Raw genomic sequence first — 17,433 nt, forward strand, 5'->3', positions numbered from 1 at the left:
CGGAGCACTAGGCTCGGATCCATGACTGATCATGTGCACGACCTGCGATCCGTCCGCGAGGCCAGCGACCGGCTGCTGATCGACGTCGCGAAACTGGACAACGCCGCCCTGGCCGGAGAGTCACACCTCCCCGGCTGGACCAGGGGCCACATCCTGGCCCATGTCGCCCGGAACGCGGACGCCCTCGTCAACGTCCTGGAGGGCCTCCCGATGTACGAGAGCGCCGAGGCCCGCGACAGCGACATCGAGCGCGACGCCCCGCGCCCGCTGGAGGTCCAGCTCGCCGACGTACGGGAGGCGGGCGAGCGCTTCCTGGCCCAGGAGGCGGCCGAGCAGGACTGGTCGCGCACCGTCGAGCTGCGCAACGGGGTCACCGACCTCGCCTCGAACGTGCCGTTCCGCCGGCTCGTCGAGATCGAGCTGCACCACGTCGACCTGAACGTCGGCTACGCGCTCGAAGACCTCCCGGACGAGTTCACCGGCCGGGAGATCGACTTCCTCGCCGACCGCTGGTCCGGGCGCCCGGAGGTCCCGCCGACCGCCCTGGTCGCGGCGGACGGGCGCACCTGGCGCACCGGGTCCGCCGGTGACCCGGCCGTCACCGTGTCCGGCACCGCCGCGGGTCTGCTGGCCTGGCTGGCCGGCCGCGGCGACAAGGGCGCCTCCCTGACCACCGCGGGCGGACCCCTGCCCGCCCTTCCCCCCCTCTAGGATCGGTTCATGACGTACAGCGGAGCGGTCAAGGTCGGCGGTCCGGCCGACGTGCACGAACTCCCGGACCTGATGATTTCCAAGGTCGCGGTGGGCCCCATGAACAACAACGCGTACCTGCTGCGCTGCCGGGCCACCGACGAGCAGCTGCTGATCGACGCGGCGGCGGAGCCGGAGAGCCTGCTGCGGCTCATCGGCGACGACGGCATCACGTCCGTCGTCACCACCCACCGGCACGGCGACCACTGGGGCGCGCTCGCGGACGTGGTCGAGGCGACCGGCGCGCGCACCTACGCGGGCGCCCACGACGCCGAGGGCATCCCGGTGGCCACCGACGTCCTGGTGGCCGACGGGGACACGGTGACGGTCGGGCGGGTCACCCTGACCGCCCGCCACCTGGTCGGGCACACCCCCGGCTCGATCGCGCTGGTCTACGACGACCCGCACGGGCACCCGCACGTGTTCACCGGCGACTGCCTCTTCCCGGGCGGCGTCGGCAACACCCACGGCGACCCGAAGGCCTTCGAGCGGCTGATCGACGACGTCGAGCAGAAGCTCTTCGAGCGGCTCCCCGACGAGACCTGGGTCTACCCGGGCCACGGCGACGACACCACGCTCGGCGCCGAGCGGCCGCATCTCGCCGAGTGGCGCGAACGCGGCTGGTAGTTCCCGACCGTCCCGGTCAACGCCGGGAAGGGTTGCACTCCTTCCGGTCGATGATGAGCGGACGAACGTCCTGGAGGTGTGGGGCGGGGTAATTGCTGCACCATGCAACAAGATCACCCCTCCCCCTCCTCCCCGTCCTCCCCGCCCCGCTCCCCCTCGATGCTGCGGCTCGCCTCGGCCTCCCTCGCCGGCACGGCCATCGAGTTCTACGACTTCTTCGTCTACGGCACGGCCGCCGCCCTGGTGCTCGGCCCGCTCTTCTTCCCGTCCTTCTCCCCGCTCGCCGGGACCCTCGCCGCCTTCGCCACCTTCGGCGTCGGCTTCCTCGCCCGCCCCCTGGGCTCGGCCGTCTTCGGACACATCGGCGACCGCTACGGACGGCGCCCGGTGCTGCTCGGCTCCCTGCTGCTCACCGGCCTGGCCACGGTGGCGGTGGGCTGCGTGCCCTCGTACGCCTCGATCGGGGTGGCCGCGCCGGTCCTGCTGCTCCTGCTGCGCTTCCTCCAGGGGCTCGGCCTCGGCGGCGAGTGGGGCGGCGCGGTGCTGCTGACCGCCGAGCACGCCCCCGAGGGCCGGCGCGGGCTGTGGTCGAGCTTCCCGCAGACCGGCCCGGCGGTGGGCTTCCTGCTGGCCAACGGCCTGATGCTGGGACTGTCCGCGACCCTGACCGACGGGCAGTTCACCGCCTGGGGCTGGCGGGTGCCGTTCTGGGCGGCCGGGCTGCTGGCGCTCGCCGGGCTGTGGCTGCGGCGATCGGTAGAGGAGACCCCGCAGTTCCGGGCGCTCGCGGAGACCGGCAGGCGCGCCGAGGCACCGCTGACCGAGGTGGTACGGGGCCACTGGCGGCTGCTCCCTGCTGACCGGCGGGGCCCTCGCGGTCGGGTACGCCGTCTTCTACTCGGTCACCACCTGGTCCCTCGCCTACGCGACCGAGCACCTGCGGGTGGAGCGCACCGTGATGCTCGCCTGCGTCATGGCGGCCGTCGCCCTCAAGGGGCTGGTGACCCCGGTGATGGCGCTGCTCGGCGACCGCTACGGGCGGCGGCCGCTGTGCCTGGCGGGCTGTACGGCCTGCGCCCTGTGGATGTTCCCCTTCGTGGCGCTGCTGCGGACTGCGGACCCGCTGCTGATGACCGCGGGCTGCTTCGTGGCGCTGCTGGGGATGGTGGCGATGTTCGCGGTGATCGGGGCGTACCTCCCGGAGCTGTACGCGCCGCGGATCCGCTGTACGGGCGCGGCCGTCGGCTACAACCTCGGCGGGGTGCTGGGCGGGGCACTGACCCCGATCGTGGCGACGGCGCTGGCGGACGGCGCGGGTCCGCCGTGGGGCGTCGCGGTGTACCTGACCTGCGTGGCCCTGGTCAGCCTGGTCTGCTTCGCGCTGCTGCCGGAGACGAACCCGGCGCTGGTACGGGCGAAGGAGGCGGCGGGCGCGGGCACGACGGCGGGGGCGGCCGAAGCGGCCGCCCCCGCGTAGTCTCCCGGGTCCGCGTCAGGCGTCGATGCTCTCCGGGCGGGCGGCGGACTCGGCGGCCGCCTGCTTCTTCGAGGCGATCAGGCTGGTGATCGTGGTGATCACGAGGACACCGCAGATGACGCCCAGCGAGACCGGGATGGAGATCTGCGGGACGTGCACCCCGGACTCGTGCAGGGCGTGCAGCACCAGCTTGATGCCGATGAAGCCCAGGATGACGGACAGGCCGTAGCTGAGGTGGACCAGCTTCTTGAGCAGGCCGCCGATGAGGAAGTACAGCTGGCGCAGACCCATCAGAGCGAAGGCGTTGGCGGTGAAGACGATGTACGGGTCCTGGGTGAGGCCGAAGATCGCGGGGATCGAGTCCAGGGCGAACAGCACGTCGGTGGTGCCGATGGCCAGCATCACGATCATCAGCGGGGTCAGGATCCGCTTGCCGTTGTTCCGGATGAAGAGCTTGGTGCCGTGGTACTGGTCGGCGACGCCGAACTTCTTCTCGATCGACTTGAGGAGGCGGTTCTCCTCGAACTCTTCCTCGTCCTGGTCCTGGCGGGCCTCCTGGATGAGCTTCCAGGCGGTGTAGATCAGGAACGCGCCGAAGATGTAGAAGACCCACGAGAAGTTGGTGATGATCGCGGCGCCGGCCGCGATGAAGATCGCGCGGAGCACCAGGGCGATCAGCACGCCGATGAGCAGCACGCGCTGCTGGAGCTGGGAGGGCACCGCGAACTTCGCCATGATCAGGACGAAGACGAACAGGTTGTCCACGCTCAGGGACTTCTCGGTGATGAAGCCGGCGAAGAACTCCTGGGAGGCCTGGCCCTGACCGAAGAACATCAGGCCGAGGCCGAAGAGCACGGCGAGGACGATCCAGACGACCGTCCAGATGCCGGCTTCCTTCACCGACACGTCATGGGGTTTGCGGCCGATGAAGAAATCGGCGCCGATGAGGATGCTCAGACCGAGAATGGTCAGCACCCAGGTGTACAACGAAACGTCCACTGTTCTTACGCCTCCGGCAGATGGCTCAGCACTTCGTCAGCGTCATCGCTGCCGGAGGTCTCTTCCACCCGGGCGGCCTGGAGGCCGTGGGCCGACGCCCCGGGACGACTGCGTTTCAGACACGACCGCAGTGGTCCGTATTGACGGGTACGCCGTAGCAGGAAAGCAGGAATACTCCCCTCCGCGGTCTCCAGGGTACCGGCAGAGGAGCGGAAAGGTAAAGGGAATCCCAAAGACTGGTCAGTGACGGGTCAGTGAAGGGTCACCCGGTGGTCATGGGCCGGCGCGGCCCCGCCGCCTCCGGTCAGGGCCGGGGCCCCCTGCGGGCCGCCGCGATCCGGTCGAGCGTCCGGTCCAGGACCTGGCTGCCCCGCGGCGGCAGATCCGGCTCGAAGGTCCAGTGGTGCCCGACCCAGGGATCGGCCAGATGACTGTCCGGGACCGGAGACAGCCGCGTCAGCGAACGCCACAGCGGGTCCAGCAACGGCCCGTACGCCGAGGCCTCGTCGCGGTCGGCGACCATCAGCAGGTGCACGCCGACCGCCGGGCCCTCGTCCGCCAGGTAGCGCAGCTGGGTGACCGCCCGGTCGTCGAACCCGTGCGGGAAGTCGTGGACGATCAGCAGCTGCCCGGCCGTGTCCACGTCCGGCGGCAGGTCCTCCGGGGCCCCGGCCCGCAGCGCCATCTGTACGAGGTCCACCCGTCGGGTCAGCGCGGCCAGCGTCCGCGTGACGCCGACGGGCCCTGCGGCGGGCGGACCGGCCAGCACCCCGGAGCGCACCAGCGGGGCGAGCGAGGCGGCACCGGCCCCCGCCGCGTCGATGACGTGGACGGAGAACCGGCCGCCGGGATGGACCGCCAGCAGCCGCACGGCGTGCGCGACGGCCATGTCCATGGCGGCCAGGCGCAGCCGGTCGGTGTCCATGGCCATGGCGGCCTCGGAACCCGTGCGGCCGTTGTCGATCCAGATGCCGCGCTCCAGCGGGAGCCGCATCAGCATCGGGATGCGCAGGTCGGGCCGCTCGGGCAGGTGCAGGTCGCCGAGCCGCAGGGCCAGCGGGCTCTCCTCGGGCAGGGCGGCGGCGCGGCCGTCGTGCCAGACGGGGTTGTCCCAGCGGGCGTACGGGGCCGGCAGCGCGGGCTCGACCACCTCGGTCTCCGCGACCAGCTGGGCGAGGTCCCGGTCGAGGACCGCCCGCGCCCGGTCGACCAGCTCGTCGCGGCGCTCGCGCGCGGCGTCACGGACGGCGTTCCCGGAGCCGCCGAGGCGTTGCCGGGGATCGGACAGGGCCTCGCCGAGCTCCCGGTCCATCCGGGCGTCCGCGAACTCCACCGCGCTGCGGTAGGCGGAGACCGTACGGGCCAGGTCCTCGAACATGCCCCAGACCTGGTTGTAGAGCCGCTCCTCCATGGACCAGCCGGCGGCGTCCCCGGCGACGGGGCGGGGCGGCTCGCCGGGCCCGGGGGCCTGTGCCCGCTGCGGCCCAGGCTCGGGCGGCTCGGCACTCGTCGGGCGGCGGCGCGGGTGGGCGTAGCTGATGGTGGGCGGCGCGTCACCGGACGCGGACCCCGGCGCCCCGACGTACGGATCCGGCGCCTGCCCCGCGGGCGGCGCGTCCCGCGACACCCTCACCCCCTGCGGCACCGTCGGCGCGGCCCCTGCGGGCGCGGGCACGGCGGCCTCGGACGCGACCGCGTCTGCGGGCGCGACCACGGCAGCCGTGGCGGGCACGGCCGACGCGGGCGCGGCGGGCGCGGGCGCGGCGGGCGCGGGCGTGACGGCCTCTGCGGGCACGGCCGGAGCGGGCGCCGTGGGCGCGGGTGCGGCCTCCGCGGGTGCGGGGGTGGTGGCCTCGGGCGCCGCGGCTGCCATCACCTGCGCGGCCAGCGCTACGGCGGCGGGCCCGGGCAGTCCCGCGTCGGCCAGCAGCGCGCCGAGCCCGCCGGCGTACCCCTGGCCCACGGCCCGGACCTTCCAGGCACCCTGGCGCCGGTACAGCTCCAGGGCCACGACGGCGGTCTCGGAGTCCAGCCCGTCCAGGGTGTACCCGGTGATCTCGGCGCCGTCCGGTTCCGCCACCGCCACGTACGGCGCGGGGACCGCGCCGAAGCGCACCGGGCCGCCGGGCGGCAGGACGAGCACCAGCCCGACCCGGTGCACGGCGGGCCCGACGGCGTCCAGGTCGACGGTGAACCGGTGCCGGCCGGACACCGCGTCGGGGACTTCCAGCCCGGCCAGGGCCCGGGCACCGGGGTGGGCCACCGCCTCGGGGCCGGGAAGCCGGCCCGCGTCGTCGCCGGCGGAGGCCAGGGCCAGCACCGGCGTACCCGCCGAGACCCTGATCTCCACCCGGCTCCGGGACAGGGGGTGGTTCTGCCCCCGGACCAGTTCGGCCGTCATCGTGCAGCCCTCCCCCGTGCCTCGCGCCTCGTGCCTTGTCGCCTTGTCGCCTTGGTTCCTTACAGGTGCGGCAGGATCGCCGGCATCAGGTCCTGGAAGGTCCGGCCGTTGGCCGGGTTGCCGAGGGCCGTCATCTGCCAGCCGCTCCCGACGCGGGACACCTTCGCCATGATCTGCGCGGTGTACTGGCCGCCGCCGTCGAGGGTGTAGCGGGCCAGCTCCTGGCCGTTGGTCTCGTCGACGATGCGGCAGAACGCGTTCTGCACTTCCTGGAAGGTCTGGCCGGTGAACGAGTTCACCGTGAAGACGATCTGGTCGATGTGCACCGGCACCCGCTGGAGGTCGACGAGGATCGACTCGTCGTCCCCGCCCTGGCCCACGCCGCCGACGAGGTTGTCACCCGTGTGCCGCACGGAGCCGTCGTCGCTCTGCAGGTGCCGGAAGAAGACGACGTCCACGGGCTGCTTGTCGGCGAAGAGCACCGCCGAGGCGTCCAGGTCGATCTCCCGGGTCCGCGAACCGAACAGCCCGCGCCGCTTCGCCGCCTGCCAGCCGAGGCCCATCCGGACCGCGGTCAGCGTGCCCCCGTCCGCCTTCTGCAGACTGATGGCCTGACCCTTGGTCATGTTGACCGTCACGCGCTGTCCCCTCTCCTTAGCCCGCCCTTGTGGGCCCGCAGCGTGTACCTGCGGCCGAATGCCAACCCTACTGACCAGCCACAGGTCAGGCGAGGCCCGCTTCCTTCATCTGCCGCAGCTCCTTCTTCAGCTCGCCCACCTCGTCCCGGATCCGGGCGGCCACCTCGAACTGGAGCTCGGCCGCGGCACCCCGCATCCGCTCGGTCATCTGCTCGATGAGCGAGGCCAGTTCCTGCGCCGGCCGGTCGGTGAGCGCCTCTGCGGCCTTGGCCCCCTTGGCTCCCTTGGCTCCCTTGCCGCCCTTGGCCTGGGCGGCCCTGCCGCCGAGCGCGGGCACCGGGGCCTTGGCCTCCTTGCCCTGCCGGTAGCCGGTGCCGAGCAGCTCCTCGGTGTCGACCTCCTCGCGGGCGATGGTGGCCACGATGTCGTTGATCTTCTTGCGCAGCGGCTGCGGGTCGATCCCGTTGGCCGTGTTGTAGGCGACCTGCTTCTCGCGGCGCCGGTTCGTCTCCTCGATGGCCTTCTCCATCGCGGGGGTCATCTTGTCCGCGTACATGTGGACCTGGCCGGAGACGTTGCGCGCCGCGCGGCCGATGGTCTGGATGAGCGAGGTCCCGGAGCGCAGGAAGCCCTCCTTGTCCGCGTCGAGGATGGCCACCAGCGACACCTCGGGCAGGTCGAGGCCCTCGCGCAGCAGGTTGATGCCGACCAGTACGTCGTACTCGCCGGCCCGCAGCTCGCGCAGCAGCTCGATGCGGCGCAGGGTGTCCACGTCGCTGTGCAGGTAGCGGACCTGGATGCCGAGCTCCAGGAAGTAGTCCGTGAGGTCCTCGGCCATCTTCTTGGTGAGGGTGGTGACCAGGACCCGCTCGTCCTTCTCGACGCGCGCGCGGATCTCGTGCACCAGGTCGTCGATCTGACCCTCGGTAGGCTTGACCACGACCTCGGGGTCGATGAGCCCGGTGGGGCGGATGATCTGTTCGACGAACCCGTCGCCGCGCGAGAGCTCGTACTTGCCGGGGGTGGCCGACAGGTAGACCGTCTGGCCGATCCGCCCCTGGAACTCCTCCCACTTCAGCGGCCGGTTGTCGAGCGCCGACGGCAGCCGGAAGCCGTGGTCGACCAGGGTCCGCTTGCGCGAGGCGTCACCCTCGTACATCGCGCCGATCTGCGGAACGGTGACGTGCGACTCGTCGATGACTAGGAGGAAGTCCTCCGGGAAATAGTCGATGAGGGTGTTGGGCGCGGAGCCCCGCTCACGGTCGTCCATGTGCAGCGAGTAGTTCTCGATACCGGAGCAGGAGCCGATCTGACGCATCATCTCCAGGTCATACGTGGTGCGCATGCGCAGCCGCTGCGCCTCCAGCATCTTGCCCTGCTTCTCCAGCTCGGCCAGGCGCTCCGTCAGCTCGGCCTCGATGCCGGCGACCGCCTTCTCCATGCGCTCGGGGCCGGCGACGTAGTGGCTGGCGGGGAAGACGTACAGCTCGCGGTCCTCGCTGATGACCTCGCCGGTCAGCGGGTGCAGCGTGGAGAGGGCCTCGATCTCGTCGCCGAACATCTCGATGCGGACGGCCAGTTCCTCGTAGACCGGGAAGATCTCGATGGTGTCGCCGCGGACGCGGAAGGTGCCCCGGGTGAAGGCCACGTCGTTGCGGGTGTACTGGATGTCGACGAAGCGGCGCAGCAGCTGGTCGCGGTCGATCTCCTCACCCACCTTGAGGGAGACCATCCGGTCGACGTACTCCTGCGGGGTGCCGAGGCCGTAGATGCAGGACACGGAGGCGACGACGATGACGTCCCGCCGGGTGAGCAGCGAGTTCGTGGCGGAGTGGCGCAGCCGCTCCACCTCCTCGTTGATCGAGGAGTCCTTCTCGATGTACGTGTCCGACTGCGGTACGTAGGCCTCGGGCTGGTAGTAGTCGTAGTACGAGACGAAGTACTCGACGGCGTTGTTCGGCAGGAGCTCGCGGAACTCGTTCGCCAGCTGGGCGGCGAGGGTCTTGTTCGGAGCCATCACCAGCGTGGGCCGCTGGAGCTTCTCGATCATCCACGCCGTGGTCGCCGACTTGCCGGTGCCGGTCGCACCCAGCAGGACGACATCCTTCTCACCTGCACGGATGCGCTTCTCCAGCTCGGCGATGGCCGCCGGCTGGTCGCCGCTGGGCTGGTAGGGGCTGACGACCTCGAAAGGCGCCACCGTGCGTTCGATCTTCGATACGGGCCGCATGACTCAACCGTACGACCCCCCACTGACACTCACGCGCCTCCGCAGCCCATGACGCTTCCCGCAGGGCCGCGCGGTCCCGGCGGAACGCCGCGCCCACGGTCGGGTTCGTGGCGGCATGGTCCGTTTGTCGTAGTTCGGTGGCGGCTCGGTGATCTTCAACCCCATGATCGCCATGGGATACCCGCAGGAACCACGCCCCCCTGAAGTGCATCGCCGCAACGTCTGCCGTTCCGCGCCCGCTTGGGGCGGGAACAGGGCTCACGACCCGAGGAGAACGCACATGTACGTCCGACCCGCCGCCGCGGCCGCCGCCGCGTTCCTGGGTTTCACCCTCACCGTGCTGGGCGGGACGGCCTCGTGCGCCGCGTCCGGCCCTGTTCCCGCCCCCCGCGCCGACCCCCGCCCCGGTCCCGCGGGGTTCTCCGACCCCACCGTGTACGCCCACCGGGGGGCTTCGGCGTACGCCCCGGAGAACACCCTGGCGGCGATCGACCTCGCGATGCGGCTCGGTTTCGCCTGGGTCGAGAACGACGTCCAGCGCACCAGGGACGGCGTGCTGGTGGTCGTGCACGACGACACCCTGGCCCGCACGACCGACGTCGAGCAGCGCTACCCGGACCGGGGGCCCTGGAAGGTCAAGGACTTCACCGCGGCGGAGATCGCCGGGCTGGACGCGGGCAGCTGGTTCTCCGAGGGCTACGCGGGCGCCCGCGTCCCGACCCTGCGCCAGTACCTCGCCCGGGTGCAGCGCAACCAGCAGCGGCTGCTGCTGGAGATCAAGAAGCCGGAGCTCTACCCCGGGATCGAGCGGGAGACCCTGAAGCTGCTCGACGAGGCCGGCTGGCTCGACGAGCGCCATGTGTCGGGGCGCCTGGTCGTGCAGAGCTTCAGCGCCGACTCCGTACGGACCGTCCACGACCTGCGCCCGGACCTCGTGACCGCCTTCCTCGGCACGCCGGCGGTGGCGGACCTCCCGAAATACGCCCGCTTCACGGACCGGATCAATCCCTGGCACACCACCATCTCGGCCGGCTACGTCGCGGCGGTGCACAACCTGCTCGGCGCCCACGGCAAGGCCATGGAGGTCGACACCTGGATCGTCGACGACCCGGCGACCGCGCAGAAGGTGCGGGACATGGGCGTGGACGGGATCATCACCAACGCCCCCGACGTCGTGAGGCGGGCGATCGGCGGGTACTGAGCTCGGGCGCAGGCGCCGGCGCTGTCAGTGGGGCGCCGTACCGTGGAGGCGTGGACAGCACCGAGCGGCCCCGCGGGCCGCGCCTCGAATGGACCGTGGTCGCCAGCGACATCGGTCCCCTGCTCCTGGCCGCGACCCCGGAGGGCCTGGTCCGGGTCGAGTTCCATGCCGCCCCGGACCGGGTCGACAGGATGATCGGCTCTCTGGTCTCCCGGCTCGGGGCCGACGCCTGGCGGCCGCCGCCGGGCGAGGAAGTGCTGCTGGCCGCGCCGATACGCCAGCTGACCTCGTACTTCGCCGGTTCGCTGAAGCGCTTCGACCTCCCCCTCGACTGGCGGCTCAGCTCCGGCTTCAACCGCCAGGTGCTGCTGGAGCTGGACCGCTCCGTGCCGTACGGCGCCGTCGTCGGGTACGGGGAGCTGGCCGCCCGCGTCGGGCAGCCGGGCGCGGCCCAGGCGGTGGGCAACGCCATGGGGTCGAACCCGCTGCCGCTGGTGGTCGCCTGCCACCGGGTCGTCGAGAACGACGGCGGGATCGGGGGCTTCGGCGGCGGGGTCGAGACCAAGCGGCAGTTGCTGGCGCTGGAGGGCGTCCTCCCGCAGCCCCTGTTCTGACCTGCGCGTTCCCGCGCGGTGACCGGCCGGGCGGGGCGTTTCGCATCCGCCTCGGTCCGGGGCGCATACCCGGTTCCGCCGCGCCGTGCGGGGTGCGACACTGCGCCGGTGAGCACTCCCGCCGCCCCCGGCCCCACCGCGCCCCTACGCCGCCTCCCGCACCCGCCCCGGGGCCCCCTCCCGGCCCTGACCCCGGTCTCGGCCTCGGTCCCGGTCCCGGTTCTGGCCCCGGTCTCCGCCTCGGGCCCGGCCTTGGTCTCCGCCTCTGCCCCGGTCCCGGCCCTGATCCCGGTCCCGACCGCGGTCCCGACCCCGGCCTTGGTACCGGCCTCGGTCCCGGTTTCCGTCCCGCGAAGGGAATCGGCGTGAGCGCCGCCCAGGGCACCGAGCGGACGGTCGCGCCGGTCGACCTGGCGGCGCTGCCCGCGCTCCAGCGGCGCACCTCCGCGGTGCTGATCGCCAGCCAGATGCTGGGCGGCCTCGGCGTGCCCATCAGCATCGCCCTCGCCCCGGTACTGGCGACGCAGGTCAGCGGCACCGAGGCACTGTCCGGCTTCGCCTCCACCGCCGCCGTGATCGGCACCGCGCTGGTCTCGCTGCCGCTCGCCGCGCTGATGACCGCGCGGGGGCGCCGGCCCGGCCTCGTCGTGGCCTACGCGATCGGCGCGGCGGGCGCCGCCCTGGTCGTCTTCGCCGCCTCGGTCAAGAGCTTCCCGCTGCTGATGCTCGGCATGGCGTGCTTCGGAGCCGCCTCCTCCGCCAACCTCCAGGCCCGGTTCGCGGCAGCCGACCTCGCCGCGCCGGACCGGCGGGCCCGGGCCATCTCGATCGTCGTCTGGGCCTCCACCATCGGCGCCGTGCTCGGCCCGAACCTCTCCGCCCCCGCCAGCCGCAGCTTCGCCGGCACCTCCATACCCGAGACGGCGGGCCCCTTCGTATGGGCCGGCGCCGTCTTCGTCCTCACCGGCACGCTGCTCGGCGTACTCCTGCGGCCGGACCCGCTCCTGACGGCCCGGGCGCTGGCCGCGCCCGGGGAACAGACCCGGGCGGGCCGCTCGCTGCGCGCCGGGCTCGCCGCCGTCAAGGCCTCGCCGCGCGCCCGGCTCGCCCTGGTCACCGTCGCGGTGTCGCACACCACCATGGTCTCGATCATGGTGATGACCCCGGTCGACCTCGGTCACCACGGCGCCGGGCTGGAACTCGTCGGCCTGGTGATCAGCGGTCACATCGCCGGCATGTTCGCCTTCTCCCCCGTCATGGGCTGGCTCGCGGACCGGCTCGGCCGGCTGTCGGTGATCGGCCTGGCCGCCGGGCTGCTGTCGGTCGCCGCCCTGCTCGCGGGCACCGCGGGACCGAGCCACGGCCAGAGCGCGCTCGGCCTGTTCCTGCTCGGACTGGGCTGGTCCGCCGGGATGGTCTCCGGATCGGCCCTGCTGACCGACTCGGTGCCGCAGCCCGCGCGGGCCGCCGTACAGGGGCTGAGCGACCTCACGATGAACACCTCCGCGGGCGTGGGCGGCGCGGCCGCCGGCCTGATCATGTCCCAGGCCGGCTACGGCTGGCTGAACGCCATCGGGGCCGCCCTGCTGCTGCCGATGGCCGCGCTCGCCCTGTTCACGGCGCGCCGCCACCCCGCGCCCGCGAAGACGGAGGAGGGTGTCAGTAGCTGATGTGGTAGGCCTTGCGGAGCGTCTCGTGCACGGTCCAGGTGGTCTTGTCGCCCTCGCGGAGCACACAGGCGGAACCGGGTCCGACCTCCAGGGTGCCGCCGCCCTCCACCTCGATGGTGGCGCGCCCGCTGACCACCACGAACAGCTCGTTGGCCTCGGTGTCGGTGACCACGCCCGGGGTGATCTGCCAGATCCCGCGCACCTGCGAGCCGTCCTCGGCCTCCCAGAACACCTTGCCGGTCACCACGGGCGTGCCGGAGACGATCTGCGCGGGGTCGAGTTCCTCGGTCTCCAGCTCCGCGTCCGGGACGTCCGGTACGGAGACGGCGAAGGAGGCGGGGGCGGGGGCGGAGTGATCACTGGTGCTCATGGCGCGCCAGCCTAATCCGGGCGGGCCGCGCGGCGCGGTGACCAGAGCGTCCAGCGTCGGCCCGGCGTACGAGTCACCCTGTCCAGCGTCGCGGCGAACCCGCTCTGCCGGGCCTACCGCACCGTCTTGCGCCGGCAGGGCCGCCGGGTCACGGCACCCGGCGGGTTTCGGCCAGCGCGGTGCACGGGTCCCCGGCGATCCGGAGGTCCGGGCGGGCGTTGCCGGCGCGGGCCGCGGCGGCGGGGCCGAGGTCGGTGCCCCTGATCCGGCGCCGGGCGCTACTCGGACACGTTGTGACGGGTGAGGCTGGAGTGCGTTTGGGGCCGCGAATTCCGTGCCATGGATGGGGACATGCCACAGCACACAGCATCCGCGCCCCTGCCCGAAGTCCCCGTCCTCTCCGAAGAGGTACGCGAGGCGCTCGCCCGGAAGCGGCCCGTCGTGGCCCTGGAGTCGACGATCATCGCGCACGGCCTGCCGCGTCCGCGCAATCTGGCGGTGGGCACGGAACTGGAGGCGCTGGTCCGGGCGGAGGGTGCTGTTCCGGCGACGATCGCGGTCGTGGACGGGGTGGCGTACGCGGGGCTCGACAAGGAGCAGTTGGAGCGGATCGCGAGCGGTGAGGGCGTGCGCAAGCTCGGCCACCGGGATCTGGCGCCCGCGCTCGCGACGGGCGCCACCGGGGCGACGACGGTGTCCGCGACGGCGTTCCTCGCCGCGCGGGCGGGGCTGCGGGTGTTCGCGACGGGCGGGCTGGGCGGCGTACACCGCGAGTACGCGCGGACGCAGGACGAGTCGGCGGATCTGGCGCTGCTGGCGCGGACGCGGATCACGGTGGTGTGCGCGGGGGTGAAGTCGATCCTGGACGTGCCGGCCACGCTGCAACGCCTGGAGACGCTGGGGGTGGGGGTGCTGGGGTTCGGGACGGAACGTTTCCCCGGGTTCTACCTGGCCAGTTCCGGTGAGCCGGTGGACTGGACCGTGCACCGCCCGGAGGAGGTGGCGGCCGTGATGGCGGCCCAGGACGCCCTGGGCGGAGCGGAATCGGCGCTCCTGGTGGCCAATCCCGTACCGGAGGCTGAGCAGTTGGATCCGCAGCTGCACGACCGGGTGCTCGCCGAGGCCCTCGCCGAGTGCCACGAGCGCGGGATCACGGGCCAGGCGGTGACCCCGTTCCTGCTGGGCCACCTGGTACGGGCGACCGGCGGGGCCTCGCTGGAGGCCAATCTGGCGGCGGTACGGGGCAACGTGCGGCTCGGGGCCCGGATCGCGGGGGCCTGGGCGGCCCGGCGGTGACCGGGCCGGGGGCCGCACCGGCGCGCGGGCCGGGGGCGGGGGCGCTGCTGGTCGTCGGGGACGTGGTGACCGACGTGGTGGCGGTGCATCCGGAGCCGCTGGCCCCGGCCACCGACACGGCGGCCCGGATCCGCACCCTGCCCGGCGGCGCGGGGGCCAACGCGGCCTGCTGGGCGGCCCGCGCGGGCGTGCCTGAGGTACGTCTCCTCGCGCGGGTGGGGAAGGAATCGGCCCGGTGGCACGAACGGGCGCTGGTGGACGCGGGGGTGCGGCCGCGGCTGGTGATCGACCCGGCCGAGCCCACGGGGACGGTGGTGGCGCTGGTCGGCAAGGACACGGAGCGGACCTTCCTGACCGACAGCGGCGCGGCGCTGCGGCTCACCCCCGACGACTGGGCCCCGGCCCTGCTGGACGGGGCGGCCCATCTGCACCTGTCCGGTTACCTGTTCTTCGCCGACAGCAGCCGGGAGCTGGCCCTGCTGGCGCTGCGGGCGGCGACGGCCCGGGGGGTGCCGGTGAGCGTGGACCCGGCCTCGGCCGGATTCCTGCTCACGCTCGGGCCGCGGCGGTTCCTCGACGCCGTGGCGGGGGCCTGCGTCCTGCTGCCCAACGAGGACGAGGCCCGGCTGCTGGCCGGGCTGCCCGAGCGGTCCGGAGCCGCCCGGGCGGCGGTGGAGCTGAGCCGGCGGGTGCCGCTGGTGGTGGTCACCCGGGGCGCGGCCGGGGCCCTGGTGGCCGAGGCGGGGCGGATCGTCGCCGAGGCCGCCGCGGAGGCGGTGGAGGCGGTGGACTCCACGGGCGCGGGGGACGCGTTCACCGGCGGGTTCCTCGCGGCCCGCCTCGCGGGGGCGGACCCGGCGGAGGCCGCCCGGGCGGGCTGCCGGACGGCCGCCGTGGCGGTCACCCGGCTGGGCGGGCGACCGTAGCGGCCAAGACCTCCGCGAATGCCCCGGCCCGGCGCGGGGTTCAGCCGGGCAGGCCCGTCCAGGCCGGGTGGCGGGGGTCGTCCGCCCTGACGAGGACGTCCGCCCGGTCCGCCGGGGCGGTCTCGGCCTCGTAGCGCGCGAACGCGGGCAGGGTCCACCGGTCGGCGGGCTCGGTGCGGCGGGCCAGCGCGCCCGGGGAGAGCCGGACGTGCACGGCGAGGTCGAAGGGGAACCAGTGGCCCAGCAGCAGCGGGCCGTGCACGATCAGCACGCCGTCCGGCGGGAGTTCGGCGTACGGGCTGCGGGTCGCCCGGTCGGTCACCGGGTCCCACAGGTCGGGCAGCACCCGCCCGGTGCCGCCGGGGTCGGTCGGGCCGAAGACCTCCCGCCAGAGCGCGGCCGTGTCGTACCAGCCGTCGAGGTACGCGTCCACGTCCTCGCGGCCGAACTCGAAGCGCAGCGAGGCCGGCCGCAGGAAGCCCGCGGCCGGGACCGCCAGCGCCGCGCGGCCGCGTCCGCGCAGCGCGTCCGCGAGGTGCCCGGCGAGCACCCCGGTGTCGGCGGCGGGCGCGCCGTCGATCCCCACCCGTTGCCAGACGGCCTGTTCGGAGGGAGTCTCGCGGTCGTCGAGGTGACCGGCGAGCCGCTCGGCCATCCGCTGCCATGTGATCGCTTCCAGCTGCACGACCCCATTGTCAGTGCTGCCCCTTAGCTTTTTTCACGAGGGATCACCGGCGCGACAGGAGCTGGTGACCCGGCCTTGGGGAGGGGTCTGTCATGGCTCGGGAAACGACGTATCTGGAGCTGTCGCAGGACGGCGGCGGAGCGCACAAGTTCTACGAGGTGACCGTGGACGGCACGGCCGTCTCGGTGCGCTACGGGCGCATCGGCGCGGACGGCCAGCTGCAGAACTCCTCCTTCCCCACGGCCGAGAAGGCCCGCGCCGCCGCCGCGAAGAAGATCGGCGAGAAGGTCCGCAAGGGGTACGCCCCGGCGGTGCCCGGGCAGCGCGCCGCGCGGGCGGTGACCCGCCGCCAGGTGACCTCGGCGCCGTCGACGGCGCGTTCGGTGGCCCCGGTGCTCTGGCGGTTCCGTACGGGCTCCTCCGCCTTCGGGATCCATGTGGACGAGGACCGCTGCTGGGTCGGCAACCAGGCGGGCGATGTCTACACGCTGAGCCACGGCGGCGAGGTGCTGGCCCGCTACTCCCTGCCGGACGGGGTGAAGTGCCTGGTGGCGGACGATTTCTGGATCTACGCGGGCTGTGATGACGGCACGGTGTACGACCTGTCGTCGAAGGTGCCGTTCGGCGCGTACGACATCGCGGCGGATGTGGACATCTACTGGCTCGACATCCACGAGGGCGTGCTGAACGTGTCGGATGCGGCCGGCGGCCTCACGGTCATCGACCACGAGGACGAGTTCCAGTGGTCCCGCAAGTCCGCGGGCAGCGGTGCCTGGATGGTCCGCGCCGACGCGGGCGCGGTCTACCACGGGCACAGCTCGGGTGTCACGGCGTATGCCTCGGACGGCAGCGGGGAGCTGTGGCACACCGCGACGGGCGGCTCGGTGCTGTTCGGCTGGCAGGAGGAGCACGCGGTGTACGCGGGCACGGGCCGCAAGGTCGTACAGCGGCTGGCGAAGGCGACGGGGGCCGTCGAGGCCACGTACGGGTGTGACGCGGCGGTGTACTCGTGCGCGACCTCGCCCGACGGGCGGTACGTCTTCGCCGGCGACTCGTCGTCCTCGGTGTACTGCTTCGACGCCGACGGGCGGCGGCTGTGGAAGCTGGGCACCGGCGGCGGCTCCGCGCTGTCGATGCAGTACCTCGACGAGCGGCTGTACCTGGTCACCACGGACGGCTCGCTGGTGTGCGTGGACGCGAGCGAGGCGGCGATCACCGCGGCCCAGCGGGGTTCGGTGCCGGTGGCGGTGGACGTGAAGTCGGCGGCGGCCCTTCCGGTGTTCACCCCGGCCGCTTCGGCCGCCGCGGTGGCGACGGTGTCGGTGGCGGCGGCTCCGGCGGGCGCCGTGGTCGTGGAGTGCGTCCAGCAGGGCGGCCGGATGCGCGTCCAGGTGGTGTCCACGGGGTTCGAGCCCTCGTGGAACGTGCAGTTCCCGCGCGGGATACGGGAGGCCGGGGCCCGGTACGTGGTCGAGGGGCTGCACGCGTCCTCGGGAGGCTTCTACCGGGTGCGCGGGGAGATACGCCGGCTGGTGTGACGCGGCGGTCC

At 73.2% G+C, this 17,433-nt stretch carries 14 protein-coding genes and 1 pseudogene; 9 read left to right on the forward strand and 6 right to left on the reverse strand.

Translation table 11 applies throughout. The annotated features are described in order from the left end of the window. Positions 1 to 21 precede the first annotated feature (21 nt). From EES41_RS10625 to EES41_RS10635, 3 genes and pseudogenes are all read left to right on the forward strand, one after another. Positions 22 to 711 (forward strand): maleylpyruvate isomerase family mycothiol-dependent enzyme, encoded by a 690-nt coding sequence (locus tag EES41_RS10625; protein ID WP_123077551.1) that lies wholly within the window; start codon positions 22 to 24, stop codon positions 709 to 711. 9 nt (positions 712 to 720) lie between these two features. Beyond that, the gene (locus EES41_RS10630; protein WP_123077553.1) at positions 721 to 1,377 is read left to right on the forward strand and encodes an MBL fold metallo-hydrolase; all 657 of its coding nucleotides are present in this window, start codon (positions 721 to 723) and stop codon (positions 1,375 to 1,377) included. 159 nt (positions 1,378 to 1,536) lie between these two features. After that, positions 1,537 to 2,854 (forward strand): annotated as a pseudogene (locus EES41_RS10635) (MFS transporter). Between the two features lie 15 nt (positions 2,855 to 2,869). Here EES41_RS10635 and EES41_RS10640 read toward each other — a convergent pair. From EES41_RS10640 to uvrB, 4 genes are all read right to left on the reverse strand, one after another. After that, entirely contained in the window at positions 2,870 to 3,853 is a 984-nt protein-coding gene (locus EES41_RS10640) for a TerC family protein (RefSeq protein WP_123077555.1), read from the reverse strand. 304 nt (positions 3,854 to 4,157) lie between these two features. Then, positions 4,158 to 6,254 carry a TerD family protein gene (locus EES41_RS10645; protein ID WP_123077557.1) on the reverse strand — a complete coding sequence of 699 codons (2,097 nt, stop codon included), beginning with the start codon at positions 6,252 to 6,254 and terminating at the stop codon, positions 4,158 to 4,160. A gap of 59 nt (positions 6,255 to 6,313) precedes the next feature. Beyond that, the gene (locus EES41_RS10650; RefSeq protein WP_123077559.1) at positions 6,314 to 6,892 is read right to left on the reverse strand and encodes a TerD family protein; all 579 of its coding nucleotides are present in this window, start codon (positions 6,890 to 6,892) and stop codon (positions 6,314 to 6,316) included. 85 nt (positions 6,893 to 6,977) lie between these two features. Beyond that, positions 6,978 to 9,122, reverse strand: a complete 2,145-nt coding sequence (gene uvrB / locus EES41_RS10655) for an excinuclease ABC subunit UvrB (RefSeq protein ID WP_123077561.1) — start codon at positions 9,120 to 9,122, stop codon at positions 6,978 to 6,980. A 280-nt stretch (positions 9,123 to 9,402) separates the two neighbouring features. Between uvrB and EES41_RS10660 the strand changes: the two genes are divergently transcribed. The 3 genes from EES41_RS10660 to EES41_RS10670 all read left to right on the forward strand — a co-directional run bounded on the left by EES41_RS10660 (position 9,403) and on the right by EES41_RS10670 (position 12,607). Next, a complete protein-coding gene (locus EES41_RS10660) occupies positions 9,403 to 10,323 on the forward strand; it encodes a glycerophosphodiester phosphodiesterase family protein (RefSeq protein ID WP_123077563.1) in 921 nt (306 codons plus the stop codon). A 50-nt stretch (positions 10,324 to 10,373) separates the two neighbouring features. Then, on the forward strand, positions 10,374 to 10,937 hold the full coding sequence (locus EES41_RS10665; RefSeq protein WP_123077565.1) for a methylated-DNA--[protein]-cysteine S-methyltransferase: 564 nt from the start codon (positions 10,374 to 10,376) through the stop codon (positions 10,935 to 10,937). 365 nt (positions 10,938 to 11,302) lie between these two features. Next, entirely contained in the window at positions 11,303 to 12,607 is a 1,305-nt protein-coding gene (locus EES41_RS10670; RefSeq protein ID WP_123077567.1) for an MFS transporter, read from the forward strand. On the opposite strand, the gene EES41_RS10675 is transcribed toward EES41_RS10670, so the two are convergent. Continuing rightward, positions 12,597 to 12,977 carry a cupin domain-containing protein gene (locus EES41_RS10675; RefSeq protein ID WP_123077569.1) on the reverse strand — a complete coding sequence of 127 codons (381 nt, stop codon included), beginning with the start codon at positions 12,975 to 12,977 and terminating at the stop codon, positions 12,597 to 12,599. The genes EES41_RS10670 and EES41_RS10675 overlap by 11 nt on opposite strands. 351 nt (positions 12,978 to 13,328) lie before the next feature. Between EES41_RS10675 and EES41_RS10680 the strand changes: the two genes are divergently transcribed. Together EES41_RS10680 and EES41_RS10685 are read left to right on the forward strand one after the other, a co-directional pair. Continuing rightward, the gene (locus EES41_RS10680) at positions 13,329 to 14,273 is read left to right on the forward strand and encodes a pseudouridine-5'-phosphate glycosidase (protein ID WP_123077571.1); all 945 of its coding nucleotides are present in this window, start codon (positions 13,329 to 13,331) and stop codon (positions 14,271 to 14,273) included. Beyond that, positions 14,270 to 15,199: a carbohydrate kinase family protein gene (locus EES41_RS10685; protein WP_123077573.1), complete on the forward strand. Its 930-nt coding sequence runs from the start codon at positions 14,270 to 14,272 to the stop codon at positions 15,197 to 15,199. The genes EES41_RS10680 and EES41_RS10685 overlap by 4 nt, the downstream gene beginning before the upstream one ends. Before the next feature lie 40 nt (positions 15,200 to 15,239). Here EES41_RS10685 and EES41_RS10690 read toward each other — a convergent pair whose 3' ends face one another. Next, the gene (locus EES41_RS10690; RefSeq protein ID WP_123077575.1) at positions 15,240 to 15,884 is read right to left on the reverse strand and encodes a uridine kinase; all 645 of its coding nucleotides are present in this window, start codon (positions 15,882 to 15,884) and stop codon (positions 15,240 to 15,242) included. Between the two features lie 92 nt (positions 15,885 to 15,976). Here EES41_RS10690 and EES41_RS10695 point away from each other — a divergent pair, with 92 nt between their 5' ends. Next, positions 15,977 to 17,422: a WGR domain-containing protein gene (locus tag EES41_RS10695; protein WP_123077577.1), complete on the forward strand. Its 1,446-nt coding sequence runs from the start codon at positions 15,977 to 15,979 to the stop codon at positions 17,420 to 17,422. Positions 17,423 to 17,433 lie beyond the last annotated feature (11 nt).

Origin of the sequence: Streptomyces sp. ADI95-16 (genome assembly GCF_003721495.1) — a bacterium.
Lineage (GTDB): Bacteria > Actinomycetota > Actinomycetes > Streptomycetales > Streptomycetaceae > Streptomyces > Streptomyces goshikiensis.

Excerpts from the sequence above, each read along its gene's own strand:
- EES41_RS10680 (WP_123077571.1), top strand. The coding sequence starts at position 13,329 with ATGCCACAGCACACAGCATCCGCGCCCCTGCCCGAAGTCCCCGTCCTC.
- uvrB (WP_123077561.1), bottom strand. The coding sequence starts at position 9,122 with ATGCGGCCCGTATCGAAGATCGAACGCACGGTGGCGCCTTTCGAGGTC.
- EES41_RS10625 (WP_123077551.1), top strand. The coding sequence starts at position 22 with ATGACTGATCATGTGCACGACCTGCGATCCGTCCGCGAGGCCAGCGAC.
- EES41_RS10695 (WP_123077577.1), top strand. The coding sequence starts at position 15,977 with ATGGCTCGGGAAACGACGTATCTGGAGCTGTCGCAGGACGGCGGCGGA.
- EES41_RS10675 (WP_123077569.1), bottom strand. The coding sequence starts at position 12,977 with ATGAGCACCAGTGATCACTCCGCCCCCGCCCCCGCCTCCTTCGCCGTC.
- EES41_RS10645 (WP_123077557.1), bottom strand. The coding sequence starts at position 6,254 with ATGACGGCCGAACTGGTCCGGGGGCAGAACCACCCCCTGTCCCGGAGC.
- EES41_RS10630 (WP_123077553.1), top strand. The coding sequence starts at position 721 with ATGACGTACAGCGGAGCGGTCAAGGTCGGCGGTCCGGCCGACGTGCAC.
- EES41_RS10660 (WP_123077563.1), top strand. The coding sequence starts at position 9,403 with ATGTACGTCCGACCCGCCGCCGCGGCCGCCGCCGCGTTCCTGGGTTTC.